Source organism: Nocardioides sp. S5 (assembly GCF_017310035.1).
Lineage (GTDB): Bacteria > Actinomycetota > Actinomycetes > Propionibacteriales > Nocardioidaceae > Nocardioides.
The window spans coordinates 3,458,410-3,476,146 of sequence record NZ_CP022296.1 but is presented as its reverse complement, the minus strand read 5'-3'; the positions used below and the strand labels follow the sequence as shown (position 1 = coordinate 3,476,146).

The following is a 17,737-nucleotide window of genomic DNA, read 5'->3' as shown; positions in this document are numbered from 1 at the left end:
GTGGCCGTCTCCGGGCAGTTTCTCGTGGCCGCCGACAGACTTGTTCGGATGGGCACGCAGTGCCCACCGGTAGAGGCGTCCCCACAGGTTAATGATCGATCGCGGAGAACACGTCCTTCGAAACCACTCCCCGGTAGTAGGCGGCCCACCCCGGATGATCGGGTTGAGCCTGCGGATCACCGCAATGGCGTTGCCCCCGTTCAGGGAGTGCACCTCCGCGGCGAGCCGTTACCGGATTCAGTCGATCTCCACGAACCCCCGGAACAGCGTCGTCCCAGTCGGCCCACGTCCGGATCGGGATCTGGGGCTTCACAAGCTCCCGGGCCTGGTGTGGGAGCGGCCCCGCGGCATCATCTTGTCCCGCTCGCCGGCCAACCGGCGATCAGTGGTCGCCGCGCTCATCGCGACCAGCAACGCGGCCTCATCGTCGGTCAGGTCGAGCTCCCCGTCGCGGCGCAGCAGCGGCACCAGGAACGGCAGCATCGGCGCGAGACGCTTGCCCGCCGGGGCGCGCAGCACCGCCCAGCACTTGATCAGAGCCACGCCGATCCTCGGCCCGTATGTCGATCCCCGGCGCGCCCGCGGCTTGGCGACCTTCAACTTCAGCGTGTCGCGCAGCGCCGCCGGCGCATAGTCGCGATGCTAACCCGTCAGCTCGACCAACTCGTCGAGGATCGCCGTCTTCTTGGCCCGCGCGGCACCGGCATAAGAGCGCGGCCTTCGCCTTGGTCACTGCCTGTGGCGCTGACTCATCATAAACCCATCTTCTGGGCGTATCCCCGACACCCACGCGGACACCAGTGACCGACACCCTGCTCCGCGGAGGCTTTCAGGTGAGGCAACGTATCGAGCTACGCGGAGGTCTTCGTGAGTCAACGCGGGCTCTGGCAATTGGGATGAGTAGTAGATAAAGTATCCTCAACCTTCAGGCGGGAGTAAGGCGTGGCACGGTCGTCCCCGTCGTTTGATCCTTTGCGAAACGCTGCAGGATCTCAGGCCCACCATGGCCCGCCGAGTCGTGGTCGCGCGAGCTCGGGGCTGCTTGGTGAAGGCGCCAGGAGTCGGTTCATCGCCCGGGTGGTTTGGACGTCATCAACGGGGACAACGGGTCTTATGGGCTTCCTTCGCCCACGACACGCAGTGGATCAGGAGTGGCGCATCGCAGTCGGGATGCCTCGCTCTACCGATCGGGAGCTCAGATGAGACTGAATGGTCAGACCTTTCTCGTGACCGGAGGTGCGTCGGGGCTCGGCGCGGCGACGTGTCACGCCCTTGTCGGCGCGGGGGCGAGGGTCATCATCGGCGACCTCGCGAACTCCAATGGGTTGGCCCTTGCTGGCCGACTCGGCAGTTCCGCTGAATTCGTCGAGATGGATATTACGAACGAGGCCGAGTGTGAGCAGGCCTTCGAACTTGCTGGCCCGCTTCGTGGAGTCGTGCACTGCGCCGGCCGTGGTGGCGACAGGCTGAGGATCCTGGACCATGAGGGAAATCCCAACTCGCTCGCCAGCTTCCGAGAAGTGCTCGACGTCAATCTGGTCGGCACGTACAACGTCCTACGCCTGGCAGCGGCACGGATCGCGGTCAATGATCTCCGTGAGGGAGAGCGCGGAGCGATCGTACTCACCGCATCCGTCGCAGCCTTCGATGGTCAGATCGGCCAGACGTCATACGCTGCCTCCAAGGCAGCAGTCCACGGGATGACGCTTGTGGCAGCCCGGGACCTGGCGAGTTCGGCGATTCGCGTGAACACTATCGCTCCTGGCGTGTTCAACACGGCGATGCTCGCCCGGTTGCGGGTGGAGATCCGTGAGAGTTTGGAGGCAAACGTGCCCTTCCCGAGGCGCCTGGGACATCCGGGCGAATATGCACAAATGGCCCTTCAACTTCTGGAAAACCCCTATGTGAACGGTGAGACCGTCCGGCTCGATGGCGCCCTTCGATTGGCTCCGCGGTGACTTTCCGCAGCTCCAGGCGACTGTAGCGTGGAGGTTGACATTGGGGTAAATGCTCCGAACGCCCCGCTGATGATCGTCGGCGAGCGGCACCAATGAGATCCAGCGCAACCTGATCGCCGCCCAACTGGCGGCGCAAGACGAGAAGGGAAGCAACTGATGGGACGACTGCTCGCGGGCAAGGCTGCCGCAGCACTTGGCGAGGACGTCGCTACCGGCATCGCGTGTGACGTGGTGAGCGCCGAGGACGTCCAACGTGCCCTCGACGCCGTGGTGACGGCTTACGGCTCGCTCGACGTCGTCGTCAACAACGCCGGCATCACGCGCGACGCGACGATGCGCACGATGACCGAGGTCCAGTTCGACCCGGTCATCGCGGTCCACCTCAAGGATTGCTGGAACGGCACCCGGCTGGCCGCCGCGATCATGCGCGAGCAGAAGGTCGGGAGCGATCATCAACATCTCGTCCATCTCCGGCAAGGTGGGGCTGATGGGGCAGACCAACTACTCCGCCGCCAAGGCCGGCATCGTCGGCCTGACCAAGGCCGCGGCCAAGGAGGTGGCCCACCACGGTGTGCGCGTCAACGCGATCCAGCTCGGACTGATCCGCTCGGCGATGACCGAGGCGATGCCGCGGAGGGTGTGGGACGCCAAGATGGCCGAGATCCCGATCGGGCGCGCCGGCGAGGCGTCCGAGATCGCGTCGGTGGCGCTGTTCCTGGGCTCGGAGCTGTCGTCCTACGTGACCGGCACGGTCAGCGAGGTTACGGGCGGGCGGCACATGTGACCGGCTGGACGTCTCGCACCGACCGCTCGGTCGAGTTGATCGACCCGGCGCCGGTGGAAGCCCCGACCGCGCGGCTCGACAGCGGTGCCCCTGCGGTGGCGGCCGTCGACGTACTGCCGCTGCTGCTTCACTGGGTGGCACTGCCCCGCTGGCCGGCCTCCTCCGTCATCGGCCCGACGGGCATCCGCGCCGCGGCGGCTCCTTGCTGCCGATCGACATGCCGCGCCGGATGTTCGCGGGCGGCGAGGTGATGTTGCACGGCGACCTGTGGGTCGGGCTCCGAGGTGGTCCGCGAGGCCGTCGTCGACTCGGTCGAGGAGAAGAGGGGTCGTACCGTGGCGAGGGCGACCACCCGCCTCAGCGAGCCGGACGGCGCCCTGCTGCTGATCCGGCGGCAGGACTTGTGCTACCACGAGGCCGCTCCCGCGCCAACGGCATACACCGATTCGTCACCTGCCTCGGCGCACGCCTGCCGGGCCGCCACCGATCGCCGATGGTGAGCGGGCGTGGACTTTTCACCACCGATCCGACGCCGCTGATGCGCTTCATCGCGGCGACCGCCAAACCCCATCGCATCCACTACGTCTGGCCGCACACTACCCGCGTCGAGGGCTACCCCTGGCTCGTCGTGCACGGCCCGCTCTCGACGCTCCTGCTCACGGAGGCGCTGCGATTCGCGGCGCCCTCGGACGACGTATGCGCTCTTCGACACCGCAACCCGGCCCCGCTGTTCTGTGGCCACCCGGCCAGGTTGATCTTCGCGCTCGCGGATGACAGCGCGAGTCTCCCTCCGCGGCTCCGACGAGACCCCGCCGGCCGCGCTGTCGGCTGACCTGACCACCCACGAAAGGCCATGACATGAGCGCACGTGACGTCGTCATCTGCGAACCCGTCCGCACCCCGATCGGCCGCTACGGCGGCATGTTCGTCGACGTCACACCGGTCGACCTCGGCGTGATCGCGGTGCAGGGCCTATTCGAGCGCACCGGCATCGGCTACGACCAGGTCGACGACGTGATCGTCGGCCACTGCTATCCCAACCCCGAGGCTCCGGCGATCGGCCGGGTCATCGCGCTCGACGCCGGCCTGCCGATCACCGTGGGTGGCCAGCAGGTCGATCGCCGCTGCGGGTCGGGCCTGCAGGCCGTGATCAACGCGGTGATGCAGGTCGGCACGGGGGCCAGCGATGTCGTCATCGCCGGTGGTGCCGAGTCCATGAGCAACGTCGCGTTCTACTCCCTCGACATGCGCTGGGGCGGTGCCCGTTCCGGCGTGAGGATCCGCGACGGCCTGACACGTGGTAGGCAGACGGCCGGCGGTCGGCACTACCCCGTGCCCGGTGGAATGCTCGAGACGGCGGAGAACCTACGGCGCGAGTACGCCATCCCCCGCGAGGAGCAAGACGCGCTCGCCCTTGCCTCCCACAAACGGGCCGTCGCTGCGCAGGCCGCGGGCGTCTTCGCAGAGGAGATCGTGCCGGTTACCGTGGTGGGCCGGAAGGGCGAGCAGGTCTTCGACACCGACGAGCACCCGCGCGCCGAAACGACAATGGAGAGCCTGGCTCAGCTCAGGCCGATCCTGGCCTCATCCGACCCGGATGCGACCGTGACCGCAGGCAACGCCAGCGGCCAGAACGACGCCGCCGCCGCCTGCCTGGTCACCACCGCCGACAGGGCGGCCGATCTCGGCCTGGCTCCCCTGGTCCGCATGGTCAGCTGGTCGGCCAACGGCGTGCCGCCGAACCTCATGGGTATCGGCCCTGTGCCGGCGACCGCCGCGGCCCTCGCGCGCGCCGGGCTCACCCTTGCTGACATCGACGTCATCGAGCTCAACGAGGCCTTCGCCGCCCAGGCGCTGGCGGTGATGCGCGAGTGGGGGTTCACCGAGCCCGACCACGAGCGCACCAACGTTCACGGCTCCGGCATCTCACTCGGCCACCCCGTCGGCGCGACCGGCGCGCGGATGCTGGGCACCTTGGCACGCGAGCTGCACCGGCGCGAGGCGCGATACGGCCTGGAGACGATGTGCATCGGCGGCGGCCAAGGCCTCGCAGCGATCTTCGAGCGCGTAAGCTGATGGAACCCCGCCTGTTTCCTCGATCGTCGAGATCGAGGCGGCGATCGGCGAGACGCTCGGCACCACCGACTAGGTACCATAACTCAGGACACAGTAAACCGCTTCGCAGACATGACCAGGGACCACCAGTGGATCCACGTCGACATCGAGCGAGCCGCCCCTCGCCGTTCGGCGGGACCATCGCCCACGGGTACCTTACGACGTTGATGCTGCCCGGCCTCAGCAAGGACGTCTACGCCTTGGAGGCAGGATCCGCGAGAGCAGCCCCGTCCCGCAGGTGTTGTTCGCCTCCTCATAGCCAAAGTCACTCAGGACGGGTCGGAACCCCAGATCGACCGCAGGGCTCTGGTCCGCTCGGCATCGCTGAGACCGCGGAGATCCGCGATCCCGTTCTCGGTCACCACGACGTCAACGTCGGACCGCGTCGTTGACGTGGGCGTGCTGAGCCGGTCGACCAGCGTGCGCCGACCTCCCCGTACGGTCGGTAGTGCGACCACGCTCAACCCGTCGATCGCCTGCACCGCTGCTCCGGCGTAGTCCGGATGACCCCCGACACCGGCGATCACGTCCGCACCGAAGCCCTCGACGTTGACCTGACCTGTGAGATCGATTTCCAGGGCTGTGCTCATCGCCACCAGCTCCTGGTTGGCCAGCCGGGTGAGGTTGTGGGTGTGCTCGACCCGCGCGAGTATGCGCCGCGTGTCAGCCCATCGATATACCACGCCGCTCCCCGCGAGGTACGTCGCGAGCGGACTGTCCAGGATGAGACCCCGCGCATCCAGGTCCACGTCCGCATCGCCCGCGGTTCCGGAGTCGATCCTCACCGGCACGTCGAGTGCACGCAAGAAGGCGTCCCCCACGCCTCCGGGACTGAATTGCAGGCTGTCGCCAGGTCTGACCAGCGTCGCAGCCAGCCGCCCGAACTCATCGGTGACCTCGGTGCGCCCGGGCAGCGAAAGCTCGAGCGGAGCACGGTTCGTCTCGTGCACCACCGTCACTCTTCCCCGCGCGAAGGCCGGGTCCCGTGATGCCTTGGGGCAGACCGTGGTTGATCTCTGCGATCACGTGCGCACCGGTATCGACGGCCGCACGCATCCATGCCACCTCGCTGCCGAACCCGAGACCGTCCTGGCAGGGACGCAGAGGGCGATCACGACGTCCGGACGCAGCGAAGTGTGCAGCAGGGCAGGAACCGAACTCAGACGCACCGGTAGGTATTGAACATGTTCCCGGAACTGTCTGCGCAGTCCGTAACCGCCGACCAGTGCACGCACATCGGGGAATGCCGCGGCGTCCAGCTCGACCGGCACCTGGAAGGACCAGCCGAGAACCAGCCGTACGCCGCCGACGTCATAAGCAGCCTGGGTGAGCGCGCGGCTAAGTCCGACTGGCGCACGGCCCGTCCGCGAACCACACCGTCGACCCAGCTCTCAGGTGCGGCCTGATCCGCTCCGAGATGGCCGCCTCCATCATTCCTCGCCCAACTCTCGGGCACAGGCCCGAGCGACGTCAGCTGCGTGAGCATTGACCCTCAGCATCGACGAGAGCTGTCCGCGTTGTCGCACCCAGGTCCGCGGCCTCAAGTCACCGGGGACGTACCTCTCACCAAGGGACGAGCCTCCAACCACTGTCATGTGCAACTCCGAACTCCGACCGGTCTGCGCTTCGGCCCCAGTCCTAGCCGCCGAGGATGGACAAGTGACTGCTCAAGCTGCGCTCCGTGCAGCGCGTGGCAGGCGCGACTCGGACAAGGAAGTCTCCTACCATTCATAGCCTATTCCTGATACTTTTGCTACATTGAGTTTGATTATAAGAAAGCAAGGGGTGGTGCATCCATGCTTCAACCTTCCAGCGGCCACATAGCCACCCGCAGCGGATAGTCTGCGCGCTGAAGTGCGGTCGTTCCTGCGCGATCAACTGGCCCGAGGGGCCTTCGTCCCCGGGCGTTGACTCGTGGCTGGGTGGCCTCGACCCAGACTTCAGCCGTGCCCTTGGCAACCGCGGCTGGAAAGAGATGGCATGGCCGCATGAGTACGGCGGTGGGGCACGTAGCTCATACTCAGCCGAGCACTCGCCCCGCACTGTTGGCGCCAAGGGACCCACCGGTATCCGCGGAACTCGATCCGCGTGCGGCCGGGCCGTCGGCGATCTTCTCGTGACGGAACTCACCTCCAGACACTCCGTGTCTGCAGCGTGACGACTATGCGGCTATGCCGACCTTCCGAACCTCAGTACCGCTCATGACCTGCGCCCTTGGCGGGCTGGTCGGCATAGACCGGAGATCGGCATAGGACATCAAATGCCGACGTCGGCATTTGATGTCGCCGACCCAGACCTAGTGTCAATGGCCAAGTCGTGGTCCCCACTGGTGGCCAACTGAAAGTCCCCACCCCTCGTGGGTTCTCAGTTGCTCTTGAGGCGGGTTCCTCCGTTCGCTCGGGCCTGTTTCATTCGGTAGGAGTCGCCGTCGGTGACGACGGTGTGGCAGTGGTGCAGGAGCCGGTCGAGCATGCTGACCGCGGTGGTGTGCTCGGGCAGGAACCGTCCCCAGGACTCGAAGGGCCAGTGGGACGCGATCCCGAGCGAGCGGCGTTCGTAGGCAGCCGCGACGAACCGGAACAGCAGCTGCGCGCCGGTGTCGTCCAGCGGCGCGAACCCGAGCTCGTCGACCAGGAGCAGGTCGTGGCGCAGCAGGTTCTCGATGACCTTCCCGACGGAGTTGTCGGCCAGCCCGCGGTAGAGGGTCTCGACGAGTTCGGCGGCGGTGAAGTAACGGACCCGGTGACCTGTTTCGACTGCCGCGATCCCGAGTGCGATCAGGGTGTGTGACTTCCCCGTCCCGGCGGGCCCGATCAGGCACACGTTCTCGGCGGCGCGGATCCACTCCAGGCTGGCGAGGTAGTCGAACGTGGCCGGTGGGATCGAGGATGCGGCGACGTCGAACTCCTCGAGTCGTTTGGTGACCGGGAAGCCGGCTTGTCGCATCCGGGTACGCCGGTTGGACTCATCACGTGAGGCGATCTCGGCCTCGATGAGGGTGCGGAGGAACTCCTCGGGGTTCCAGCGTTGGGTCTTCGCGGTGAGGAGCAGCTCGGGTGCCAGGCGGCGCATCGCGGCCATCTTGAGCCGCTTCAGTCCGTCGTTCAGGTCGGTGGCCAGCGGCGGCGGGGTCGTGGCGGTCACGACACGTCACCGCCGTCCACGGCTTCGTCCAGGAGCGGTCCTGCGGCTGGTCGGGCGTCGGGATTGATCCGGTAGGCGTCCAGCGTTCGGGTCGGGACGGTGGGCAGGGTCATCACCAGCGCCTGCCCGGCCGGGGTGGGTCGGGGTGCGTGTCCGTTGGTGGCCAGGATCGACCGGACGTCGTCGGAACGCCACCTCCCGAACGCCACCGCACGTTCCAGCGCCGCTTGCAGTGCGTCGGTGCCGTGGGCGGCGCCCAGGTCCAGCACCGTGGCTATCTCGGTGTTGAGCTTGGTGACCCCGGCCGCGGCGGCACCGACCAGGAACTGCTCGGCCACTGGACCCAGGGCCAAGAACTGCTTCTCGGCCACGGTCCGGCCCCGCGCCCGACGCTCGGGTGTGGCCGGTCGGGGCCGGTCGTAGTGGGCGTCGTCGATGCTGGTCTCACCCGGCGCCACCAGCCCGTGCTCGGCGTGGACTTCGCCGGTGATCGGCTCGATCACGCGCAGGATCCGGTCGCGTTCGTCGACCAGCACCGTCACGATCCGCCCGATCAGCCGGTTCGGGACCGAGTAGCGCGCGGACCCGAATCGGATGCAGGAGAGCTTGTCCACCTTCCTGGTGATCGGGGCGGGACCCACCTCGAGCCGTAGCGACGGCAGCTCGCCGAGCAGGTCACGCTCGGTGACCAGCCGGTCGTCCGGGATCGCGTGGATCTCGCTGTGCCGGCGGCCGTTGACCTCCGTGCACCAGGCTCGCGCGCGGGTGTTCAGTCCGGCATAGCCGCCTGCCCACACGGTCGCGTCGTCCTCAAGCCTCAAGGGGACGAGGAGGTCGTCCTTGGCGTAGCCGACGAGGTTCTCCACGATGCCCTTGGATTCCGGATCGCTCGCGTGGCAGAAGTCGGGCCGGAACCGGTAGTGGGCGGCGAACCGGACGTAGTCCGGTGCCGGGACGACCACGTTCGCGACCACGTTGCCCTTCAGACAGGCCATCCGGTCGGCCAGCACCAGCTTCGGCACCCCGCCGAGCTCCTCGAAGCACTCGGCCAGCAGCGCCAGGGTGGTGGTTTGCTGCTCATCGGGGCCGAACCGGACGAACCGGTAGCGCGACCAGGCCAGCACCGCACAGAACACGTGCACCCGTCGGCCGGCCACGATCTCGGTGCCCCAGTCGATGGCGAGTACCTCACCCGGGGTCCACACCGCCGGTCGGCGTCCGCCAGCACGGGCCTGCCCGATGCGCCACTCGCGCTTCGCGTCCGCGACCAGCCGCCGGAAGTTCCGGTCCGACCCCTCATACCCAGCCGCACGCGCGGCCGGCAGCAGCCGCTTCGCGCTGATCTTGCCGACGGTGTCGTTGACCTTCTCCGCGACCAGGTGGGCGACCGAGTCGTAGTTGCGACCCCGCTCCACCCGCGGCGCCGGCGGCTCGCCGCGACTGCTGGCCTGGTGGGCGTCGATGACCCGACGCACCGTCTTGTGGGTCGTGCCGCACAACTCGGCCGCTCCCCGGTAAGTGCCCACCTCGCGGTAGGCCGAAATGATGTCCATTCGTTCTCTCTCGTTCTTCAATGAAGACCCCTGCGTGGTGACGACGGCTGACCAGACATCGCCAACCGTCACCACGCAGGGCCCTCACGAGCCGTTACAACACGCGAAGAACGAGGAGCGGGGACTTCGACCTGGCCATCACCGGGGACCCGACATGGCCACCAGTGGGGACCGCTACCTGGCCACCAGTGGGGACTTTTTCATGGCCACGGACAACCTAGACGGGTGTTGGGGCCCGGTGTCCCACTGCCGGTTGACCGCATCCGCACAGCGCCGGGTTTTGCGACAGCTTGGTCTCTCCTTGGGGCGATGTCGTCGTTCGTGGGCGGCCCGGTGCGCGACCGGGGCCCAGTGGGAGCCGTCAGTGTCGCCTGCCATGAGCATGGGACCGCTCTGAGCGGTTTTCTGCCAGGTTCATGGGACCACCTGGATTGCCAGTCATGGGACCACCCGGCGCGCCTGGCCGGTGGGTCCTCGGTTCGGCCGTTGGATCGCCGCGTCAGGTCAGTCGGCGCGGAGGTCGTCAGCGGTGGGATTCAGGGAGGTCAGCGTGGTTGAGGTGTTCGAGGTGCTGCGGGCGTGGCTCGCGGGGTTGGGGCTGCGGAAGGTCGCCGAGCGGGCCGGTGTGGACCGGAAGACCGCTCGCCGGTACGTGGCCGCGGCCGAGGCCGCCGGCCTGTCGCGCGACGCGGGTGTCGAGGCGCTCACCGATGAGCTGGTCGGTGTCGTGGTCGAGGCGGTGCGGCCGGCACGGCCGAACGGGCACGGCGCTTCGTGGGAGCTACTGCTGGCTCACGAGGAGCAGATCAGCGCCTGGGTCAAGGGCGGCGACGGCGCCGAGCCGTTGAGCATCGTGAAGATCGAGGAGTTGCTCGCCCGGCAGGGGTGCGTGGTGTCGTACCGGACGCTGCACCGGTTCGCGGTCGAGCGGTGCGGATTCCGACCGAAGAGGACCACGGTGCGGGTCGCCGACGGCGAGCCGGGCGTGGAGTGCCAGGTCGACTTCGCCCAGATGGGCTACCTGACCGACCCGGAGACCGGTCGCCGGCGGAAGGTGCACGCGCTGATCTTCACTGCCGTGGTCAGCAGGCACATGTTCGTGTGGTTGACCTACTCCCAGACGCTCGTCGCGGTGATCGCCGGCTGCGAGGCAGCCTGGCGGTTCTTCGGCGGCGCCTTCAAGGTGCTGATCCCGGACAACCTCAAGCCGGTCGTGACCGACGCCGACGCGGTGAACCCGACGCTGAACGTGGGCTGGTTGGACTACGCCCAGCACGTCGGGTTCGGGACCGACCCGGCCCGGATCGGGGCCTGACCCCGGTTCTTGGACACGCTGAATCCAGCATCTGGTGCTGGGGAAGCGAGATGATCCGAGAATCATGGCCAGGAAGAACTACTCCGAGGAGTTCCGTCGTCAGGCCGTCGACTTGTACGAGTCCACCCCGGGCGCCACGGTCCGCGGCATCACCGATGACCTCGGCATCGTGCGCGGCACGCTGCGGCACTGGCTCGAGGCCTACGGGACCGGCAAGAAGACCGCCGCTGACGGGACGCTGACCTCCAGCCCACTGCAGTCCAAGAGCTCGTCCAGGAGCCCGTCGGCGGCGCCCGAGGAGACACCGGAACAGAAGATCGCCCGGCTTCAGGCCCGGGTGAACGAGCTCGAGGTCGAGACAACCAAGCTCACCACCGAGCGCGAGATCCTCCAACGGGCGGCCAAATATTTCGCCGGGGAGACGCGCTGGTGAGTCGCTTCCAGTTCGTCGCCGACAACTCCACCACCTTCGAGGTGAAGCGACTGTGCGAGCTCGTCGAGATCGAGCGCTCGTCCTACTACGCCTGGCTCAAGGCGGCCCCAGCACGCGAGGAGCGCACCCGAGCCGATGCCGAGCTCGCGGAACGGATCAGAGCGGTGCATGCCGAGGACAGCACCCAGGGTGCGCCACGGATCACCGCTGAGCTCAACGACGGCGCACCTGCCGGCGACCGCGTGAACCACAAGCGCGTCGCCCGGGTGATGCGCCTTGAGGGCATCCGTGGCTATGTGAAGAAGCGTCGAGTGCGGACCACGATCCCCGAGCCATCGGGGCAGAAGTACCCCGACCTGCTCAACCGGGACTTCACCGCCGAAGCCCCGAACGAACGCTACGTCGGGGACATCACCTACCTGCCGTTGGCCGACGGGACGAACCTGTACCTGGCGACCGTCATCGACTGCTACTCACGTCGCCTCGCCGGCTGGGCCGTCGCCGACCACATGCGCACCGAGCTCGTCGAGGACGCCTTGAAGGCTGCTGCCGGAACCCGCGGCACCCTCAAGGGCGCGATCTTCCACAGCGACCACGGGTCGGTCGGCGAAATCAACCGGTCGTCGCAACACCTTGAGTTCGGAGGTGTTCGAGCATGGCGACAGCGGACTGGAGCAAGAAGACCAGCGACGCGCCAGAGGAGCTTCGCCGGCAGTGGCGTGCTGACCGGGCGTTGCGGCCAGCGATGCGCTCGCCCGGGCGTCCTGACCCGTCCCGAGCGGTGCAACGGCAGTTCTGGCGGCTGATCGCCACGGGCATCACGTCGGCAGAAGCGGCGCTGGCGGTCGGTGTGTCAGTGCCGGTTGGGACCCGCTGGTTTCGCCACGCTGGCGGCATGCCGCCCATTTCGCTGGCCGAGCCCACCGGCCGCTATCTGAGCTTCGAGGAACGTGAGGAGATCGCCATCCTGCACGCCCAGGACAAGGGCGTTCGCGAGATCGCCCGCGCGATCGGGCGTGATCCCGGAACGGTCTCACGCGAGTTGCGCCGCAACGCTGCGACTCGTGGGGGGAAGCAGGAGTACCGGGCCACCGTGGCGCAGTGGAAGGCACAGCAGGCGGCCAAGCGCCCCAAGACCGCGAAGCTGCTCGAGAACCCGAAACTGCGGGAGTACGTCCAAGATCGGCTCGCCGGCAACGTTCGCCGGCCCGACGGCACGATCGTCACTGGCCCCACACCGGCCCCCTGGAAGGGGCTGAACAAGCCGCACCGTGCCGACCGGCGTTGGTCGCTGGCCTGGAGCCCGGAGCAGATCGCACAGCGGTTGAAGGTCGACTTCCCCGATGATGAGTCCATGCGCATCAGCCACGAGGCGATCTACCAGTCGCTGTTCATTGAGGGGCGTGGTGCGCTCAAGCGCGAGCTGGTCACGTGTCTGCGCACCGGACGTGCGCTACGGCAGCCGAGGGCCCGATCGCAGAACAAGCCCGGTGGGCATGTCACGGCCGATGTGGTTCTCAGCGAGCGCCCCGCTGAAGCCGAAGACCGCGCCGTCCCGGGTCACTGGGAGGGCGACCTGATCATCGGCACTGGCCGGTCGGCGATCGGGACGATCGTTGAGCGCAGCAGCCGCTCAACGATCCTGGTCCACCTGCCACGCATGGAGGGCTGGGGCGAGAAGCCCTACGTGAAGAACGGTCCATCGCTCGGCGGCTACGGGGCCGTCGCGATGAACGCGGCGCTGAGTGCGTCGATCACCAAGCTGCCCGAGCAGCTGCGCAAGACCCTGACCTGGGATCGCGGCAAGGAGCTCTCGGGTCACGCGCAGTTCGCGTTGGAGACCGGCACGAAGGTGTTCTTCGCCGACCCCCACTCGCCGTGGCAGCGGCCGAGCAACGAGAACACCAACGGCCTGCTGCGCCAGTACTTCCCCAAAGGCACGGACCTGTCGCGTTGGTCCGCCGAGGACCTCGAGGCCGTCGCTCACGCGCTCAACAACCGGCCCCGCAAGATCCTTGGGTGGAAGACACCTGCCGAGGTGTTCGATGAGCAACTACGCTCGCTTCAACAACCCAGTGTTGCATCGACTGGTTGAACCCAAGGTCTACTGCTCGAAGGACTACGCCAAGCTCTGCAAGAGGCTCGGCGTCACCCAGTCGATGGGTGCGGTCGGCTCCTCGGCCGACAACGCGTTGGCGGAGTCGTTCAACGCCACGATGAAGCGCGAGATCCTCCAAGACGCCGCCTGCTGGAGCGACGAGGCGACGTGTCGCCGGCAGGTCTTCAAGTGGCTCGTGCGCTACAACACCCGCCGACGCCATTCCTGGTGCCGCTACCTGTCCCCGTCCACCTACGAGTCCAACTACGCCGCTACGCTGCAACCCGCTGCGTAATCACACCCTGTGTCCAAGATCCGGGGGCAGGGCCCATCCGCTCGCCGCAGGACAAGCCGCGGGTGGAGCGGGTGGTGCAGTACGTGCGCGGCAACTTCTGGGCCGGGGAGTCCTTCACCGACCTCGCCGATGCGCAGGCTCGCGTCGAGGCATGGTGTGCGCAGCGGGCCGGGATGCGGATCCACGGCACCACCCAGGCCCGACCGGCCGAGGCGTTCGCCGAGCTCGAAGCGAGCTGCCTGTTGCCGGCCCCGGAGCCCTATGACGTGCCGGTGTTCAAGCGGGTCAAGGTGCACCGCGACTTCCACGTCGAGGTCGCCAAGGCGCTCTACTCGGTGCCCGAGCCATACCTGGGCCGCCAGCTGGACGCTCGCGCCGACAGCGAGCTGGTCAAGCTCTACACCACCGGCCGGACCGGCCAGGTGGGACCGGGCCGGCTGGTCAAGACCCACCCACGGCAGCCGCCCGGCGGACGGTCCACGGACCGTGAGGACCTGCCCGAGGAGAAGACCGGCTACGCGCTGCGAGACCTCACCAAGCTGATCGGCGTGTGCGCCGGGCACGGGGAGAACATCGGGATCTATGCCGAGCGGCTGCTCGACGATCCGCTGCCCTGGACGAGGATGCGCAGCGTGTACCGGCTACAAGGTCTGGTCCGCCGCTACGGCCCAGAGCCGGTCGAGAACGCCTGCGCACGAGCGCTGGACCTCGACGTGGTCAGCGTGTCGAAGATCGCCTCGATGCTCGAGAAGGCCACCGAGCGCGAACAGCCGGTGCTGCCTGCCGCAGCCGGCTCCGGCCACAACGCCCAGGGCGGCCGGTTCGCTCGCGACCCCAAGGAGTACTCCGGTCGCGGCAGCGTCCGGCTCACCCTCATCCCCGGCGGCCGGGTCGCCGGGGATGGCACAGACCTGGAGCCCACCCGATGAGCACAACGACCAAGGTCGGGCCGGTCGATCCGGTCGGGACCGACCTGATGCGGACACTGAAGGCGCTCAAGCTCGGCGGTCTGAAGGACACCCTGCCCGAGCGGCTCGCGCTGGCCAAGCAACGCAAGATGGGCCATGCCGCGTTCCTCGAGCTGGTGCTGGCCGACGAGATCACTCGCCGGGAGTCCCGCTCGGCGATGCTGCGCGCCCGCACCGCCGGGCTGGACCCCACGATGCGGCTGGAAGCCTGGGACGAGCTCGACGACCTCTCCTACGACCGGACCCTGCTGTCGGACCTGACCAGCCTGCGGTTCACCGAGGCCGGCCACGGCGCCCTGATCCTCGGCCCGGTCGGCGTCGGGAAGACCCACCTCGCATCAGCGCTCGGCCACACCGCTATCCGACGCCGGCTCAGCGTCCACTTCGCCCGCGCCGACAAGCTGTTCACCCGGCTCCGCGCCGCCCGACTCGACAACACCCTCGAGGCCGAGATCCGCAAGCTCGCCCGCGTCGACGTGCTGATCATCGACGACTTCGCGCTACGACGGCTCGAGGCCACCGAGACCAACGACTTCTACGAGATCATCGTCGAACGCCACCGCCGCGCGAGCACCATCGTGACCTCGAACCGGGACCCCGCCGAGTGGCTGGCCATGATGAGCGACGCGCTGCTCGCCCAGTCCGCGATCGACCGACTCACCTCAGGCGCGCACACCCTGGTCATCGAAGGCCCCTCCTACCGGCAACGAGACCGACTCAACCAGCGCGCCGACATTGACCCAGGAAGCGAGGCCCTGTGATGCTCACCCACACCTTCGGGTGGTCCCATGCTCATGGCAACGAGGTGGTCCCATCACCGTGGCAAGCGACAGTCAGGTCCGCGGTTGCGGGCGACCTCACGGCACACCATCGACTTGTCGCGCCCGATCATCGACCCGATCTGGGCATAGGAGCAGCCACACATCAGACCGACTGCGATCGCTGAGCGATCCTCACCGGTCAAGGGCCGTAGTTGCCGTGCGGGCTCGTCGGGGCCGACAACGCCGGGCACCGTCGGCGCAGCGCTGCCGGGCAGGCCTCCGGTCGCGCCAAACTGGATCACAGGACTCATGAGGCCCGAGCGTCGCCACACCTGGTTGCCGCGTCATCCGACACGCCGAGCAACCGCGCCGCACGAGACACCGGCACCCCGCCGCAGACCAGTTCGAAGAACTCCTCATAGACCTCGTAGGCAAACACCTTCGACACTCACAACACCGCCTCACACTCAGCGTTGCTTTGACCGGTGGATTCCGCCCCGAAGCATTCCTCAATATGGTCAGGATTCAGGCCTGACGTCGAGGCCATGCAGCAGTAGAAGAGTGCTCACCCGTGCCAAGTCATCGGGGGTAAGGGAGCCCCCCGGTTTGTACCACAGCGCTACGGAATTCAGCATGCCTACAACTGTACGAGTCGCGAAATCAGGCTCGACGTTTCGGTAGGAACCAACCTCAATACCCCTCATGATCGCGGCCTCGAAGTACGACTTCCATTCGCTCTGAAGTTCGTCTACTCGGTGGTAGGCCGGGCCATCGAGATACCTCATGTTCTGGTTGACGACGGCCACGCCGTCGAGGCGATCGGCCGTAAACCGGAGATGGGCAGCGACCAGCCCGAACAACTCATCAGACGGCGATACGCCGGGGCACCCCGATACGCTTCGGAGCGCCGCGATCGCTGCAGAGAAGGTCTCTCGGTGAATTTCCTCAAGGAGACGTTGTTTGGACCCCGTGTGATACATAACAGCACTCTTAGTGGCGCCGGCGGCCCGGGCGAGATCCTGCATCGAGGTCGCGTGAAACCCTCGCCTTGCGAACTCCTGAATGGCCGCCCTCCGTACCCGCTCTCCAGGACTCATATCGGCCTCATCCAATCTTACAGGAAGGGGGCCGGCCGGCAGACTGGGGACATCTAGGCGACGCTCGCGGGCGATGCCACGAAGAAACAGATCGATATAGCGGTCCGCGAACTCCATCGGTGTCGAATCGCCCTGAGGCCGGTACCAGTGATACATCTCAGTCAGGGCACCGAGAACCAATTGCGCAACAAGCCTCGGGTTTAGGTCGAGGAAGACATCGCGACCAGCCCCCTGTTCGATGAGCGCGACGGCGTACCGCTCATATGCGTCTCGTCGAAGTTCCACCAACCGCTGACGCTCTTGGCTGAGGTGCTTACGCTCTTCAAAGAAGACACCAATCTCCGTCTGATGCTCCGTGACAATCTCGACGTGGCGACGAACCAGCGCTATGAATGCGTCGACAGGATCCATGTCCGAACTGATTCCAGCGACCAGCGACTCGCTCGCGAACGTGTCATGAATATCGAACAGCAATTGGTCTTTTGAAGTGACGTAGCGGTACAAGGTGCGTTTTGTGATGTGAGATGCGTCAGCGATCTCATCCATCGTCGTGCTTGGAAAGCCTTGCCGAGCGAACAACACTGCGGCCTGGCGCAAGATCAACGAGCGGCGAAACCCTTTGGTCGGCCGCGCCCCAGTCAACCCCGTCGCCCCGCGGACGTACCTACTTGCCACGTGCAAGAGTATACCGGGGTCGCATGAGCCACCTCGGCATAGGAGTTTCTCGACGGTCTGCTCCGCCGCGACCTCGCAGCAGCCATCGATGCGCTCGCCGAGCCGTTCCGGACCGTCGTCATCCTGGTCGACATCGCCGAGATGACCTGCTCAGGGTTTCCCCACCACAGCAGGATCGGCTGATGGAGCCGCTCGAACAGGGAGAAGTCACCGGCGTCTCCTCTCAGGCTCTCCACCTCGGGGCGCGACTTCGCCGCGCGGTGCTGAATCATATGGGTGAGAATGCGCAACAGCCATGCGGGGAAGGCCTGCCGGTCAGCCAGCGTCGGCAACTTCTGCCAAGCCTTCGCCAGCGCCTCGGCGACCAAGTCTTCAGCATTGCAACGGTCGTGGCACAGGCGCACCGCCGCGCCGTACAGCGACGGCAGCAGCGCGCGGACCTCGCCGGAGAACCACGCGTGGTCCGCCGCCGTGATCGATTGTGTTGCGGTCGTCACTGACTCTCCTATGGCTGCACAACGGACTCGGCGAAGATGAGCAT

The 17,737-nt window shown here is 67.0% G+C and carries 13 protein-coding genes and 3 pseudogenes; 10 read left to right on the top strand and 6 right to left on the bottom strand.

The genetic code is table 11. The features are described from left to right. Window positions 1-309: 309 nt before the first annotated feature. Complete coding sequence (locus CFI00_RS17210; RefSeq protein WP_207082271.1) at window positions 310-543, bottom strand: hypothetical protein; 234 nt, start codon at window positions 541-543, stop codon at window positions 310-312. A gap of 656 nt (window positions 544-1,199) precedes the next feature. Between CFI00_RS17210 and CFI00_RS17205 the strand changes: the two genes are divergently transcribed. The 4 genes and pseudogenes from CFI00_RS17205 to CFI00_RS17195 all read left to right on the top strand — a co-directional run bounded on the left by CFI00_RS17205 (window position 1,200) and on the right by CFI00_RS17195 (window position 4,818). After that, on the top strand, window positions 1,200-1,958 hold the full coding sequence (locus tag CFI00_RS17205; protein ID WP_207082270.1) for an SDR family NAD(P)-dependent oxidoreductase: 759 nt from the start codon (window positions 1,200-1,202) through the stop codon (window positions 1,956-1,958). A gap of 156 nt (window positions 1,959-2,114) precedes the next feature. Continuing rightward, a pseudogene (locus tag CFI00_RS23675) lies at window positions 2,115-2,345 on the top strand (SDR family NAD(P)-dependent oxidoreductase); the annotation flags it as partial. 100 nt (window positions 2,346-2,445) lie between these two features. Continuing rightward, window positions 2,446-2,742 carry an SDR family oxidoreductase gene (locus CFI00_RS23670; RefSeq protein ID WP_242532461.1) on the top strand — a complete coding sequence of 99 codons (297 nt, stop codon included), beginning with the start codon at window positions 2,446-2,448 and terminating at the stop codon, window positions 2,740-2,742. A gap of 858 nt (window positions 2,743-3,600) precedes the next feature. Next, window positions 3,601-4,818, top strand: a complete 1,218-nt coding sequence (locus CFI00_RS17195) for an acetyl-CoA C-acetyltransferase (RefSeq protein WP_207082269.1) — start codon at window positions 3,601-3,603, stop codon at window positions 4,816-4,818. 308 nt (window positions 4,819-5,126) lie between these two features. Here the strand turns inward: CFI00_RS17195 and CFI00_RS23665 are convergent, their stop codons facing one another. The 3 genes from CFI00_RS23665 to istA all read right to left on the bottom strand — a co-directional run bounded on the left by CFI00_RS23665 (window position 5,127) and on the right by istA (window position 9,575). Further along, window positions 5,127-5,807: an acetyl-CoA hydrolase/transferase C-terminal domain-containing protein gene (locus CFI00_RS23665; RefSeq protein ID WP_242532460.1), complete on the bottom strand. Its 681-nt coding sequence runs from the start codon at window positions 5,805-5,807 to the stop codon at window positions 5,127-5,129. Between the two features lie 1,414 nt (window positions 5,808-7,221). Beyond that, window positions 7,222-8,001: an IS21-like element helper ATPase IstB gene (istB, locus tag CFI00_RS17185; RefSeq protein ID WP_242532459.1), complete on the bottom strand. Its 780-nt coding sequence runs from the start codon at window positions 7,999-8,001 to the stop codon at window positions 7,222-7,224. Further along, a complete protein-coding gene (istA, locus tag CFI00_RS17180) occupies window positions 7,998-9,575 on the bottom strand; it encodes an IS21 family transposase (RefSeq protein WP_242532858.1) in 1,578 nt (525 codons plus the stop codon). The genes istB (CFI00_RS17185) and istA overlap by 4 nt, the downstream gene beginning before the upstream one ends. Window positions 9,576-10,104: 529 nt before the next feature. Here istA and CFI00_RS17175 point away from each other — a divergent pair. The 6 genes and pseudogenes from CFI00_RS17175 (at window position 10,105) to istB (CFI00_RS17150) (ending at window position 15,424) form a co-directional block, all read left to right on the top strand. Beyond that, a complete protein-coding gene (locus CFI00_RS17175; RefSeq protein ID WP_207082268.1) occupies window positions 10,105-10,869 on the top strand; it encodes a transposase in 765 nt (254 codons plus the stop codon). A gap of 64 nt (window positions 10,870-10,933) precedes the next feature. Next, window positions 10,934-11,907 (top strand): annotated as a pseudogene (locus tag CFI00_RS17170) (IS3 family transposase); the annotation flags it as partial. 290 nt (window positions 11,908-12,197) lie between these two features. After that, on the top strand, window positions 12,198-13,397 hold the full coding sequence (locus CFI00_RS17165) for an IS30 family transposase (RefSeq protein ID WP_207082267.1): 1,200 nt from the start codon (window positions 12,198-12,200) through the stop codon (window positions 13,395-13,397). Between the two features lie 7 nt (window positions 13,398-13,404). Continuing rightward, a pseudogene (locus CFI00_RS17160) lies at window positions 13,405-13,695 on the top strand (integrase core domain-containing protein); the annotation flags it as partial. Window positions 13,696-13,757: 62 nt separating this feature from the next. Then, window positions 13,758-14,624: a hypothetical protein gene (locus tag CFI00_RS17155; RefSeq protein ID WP_207082266.1), complete on the top strand. Its 867-nt coding sequence runs from the start codon at window positions 13,758-13,760 to the stop codon at window positions 14,622-14,624. Then, window positions 14,621-15,424: an IS21-like element helper ATPase IstB gene (gene istB / locus CFI00_RS17150; protein WP_207082265.1), complete on the top strand. Its 804-nt coding sequence runs from the start codon at window positions 14,621-14,623 to the stop codon at window positions 15,422-15,424. The genes CFI00_RS17155 and istB (CFI00_RS17150) overlap by 4 nt, the downstream gene beginning before the upstream one ends. Before the next feature lie 518 nt (window positions 15,425-15,942). On the opposite strand, the gene CFI00_RS17140 is transcribed toward istB (CFI00_RS17150), so the two are convergent. Continuing rightward, window positions 15,943-17,196 carry a TetR family transcriptional regulator gene (locus CFI00_RS17140; RefSeq protein ID WP_277988315.1) on the bottom strand — a complete coding sequence of 418 codons (1,254 nt, stop codon included), beginning with the start codon at window positions 17,194-17,196 and terminating at the stop codon, window positions 15,943-15,945. Continuing rightward, window positions 17,160-17,693: an RNA polymerase sigma factor gene (locus tag CFI00_RS17135; protein ID WP_207082262.1), complete on the bottom strand. Its 534-nt coding sequence runs from the start codon at window positions 17,691-17,693 to the stop codon at window positions 17,160-17,162. The genes CFI00_RS17140 and CFI00_RS17135 overlap by 37 nt, the downstream gene beginning before the upstream one ends. Window positions 17,694-17,737 lie beyond the last annotated feature (44 nt).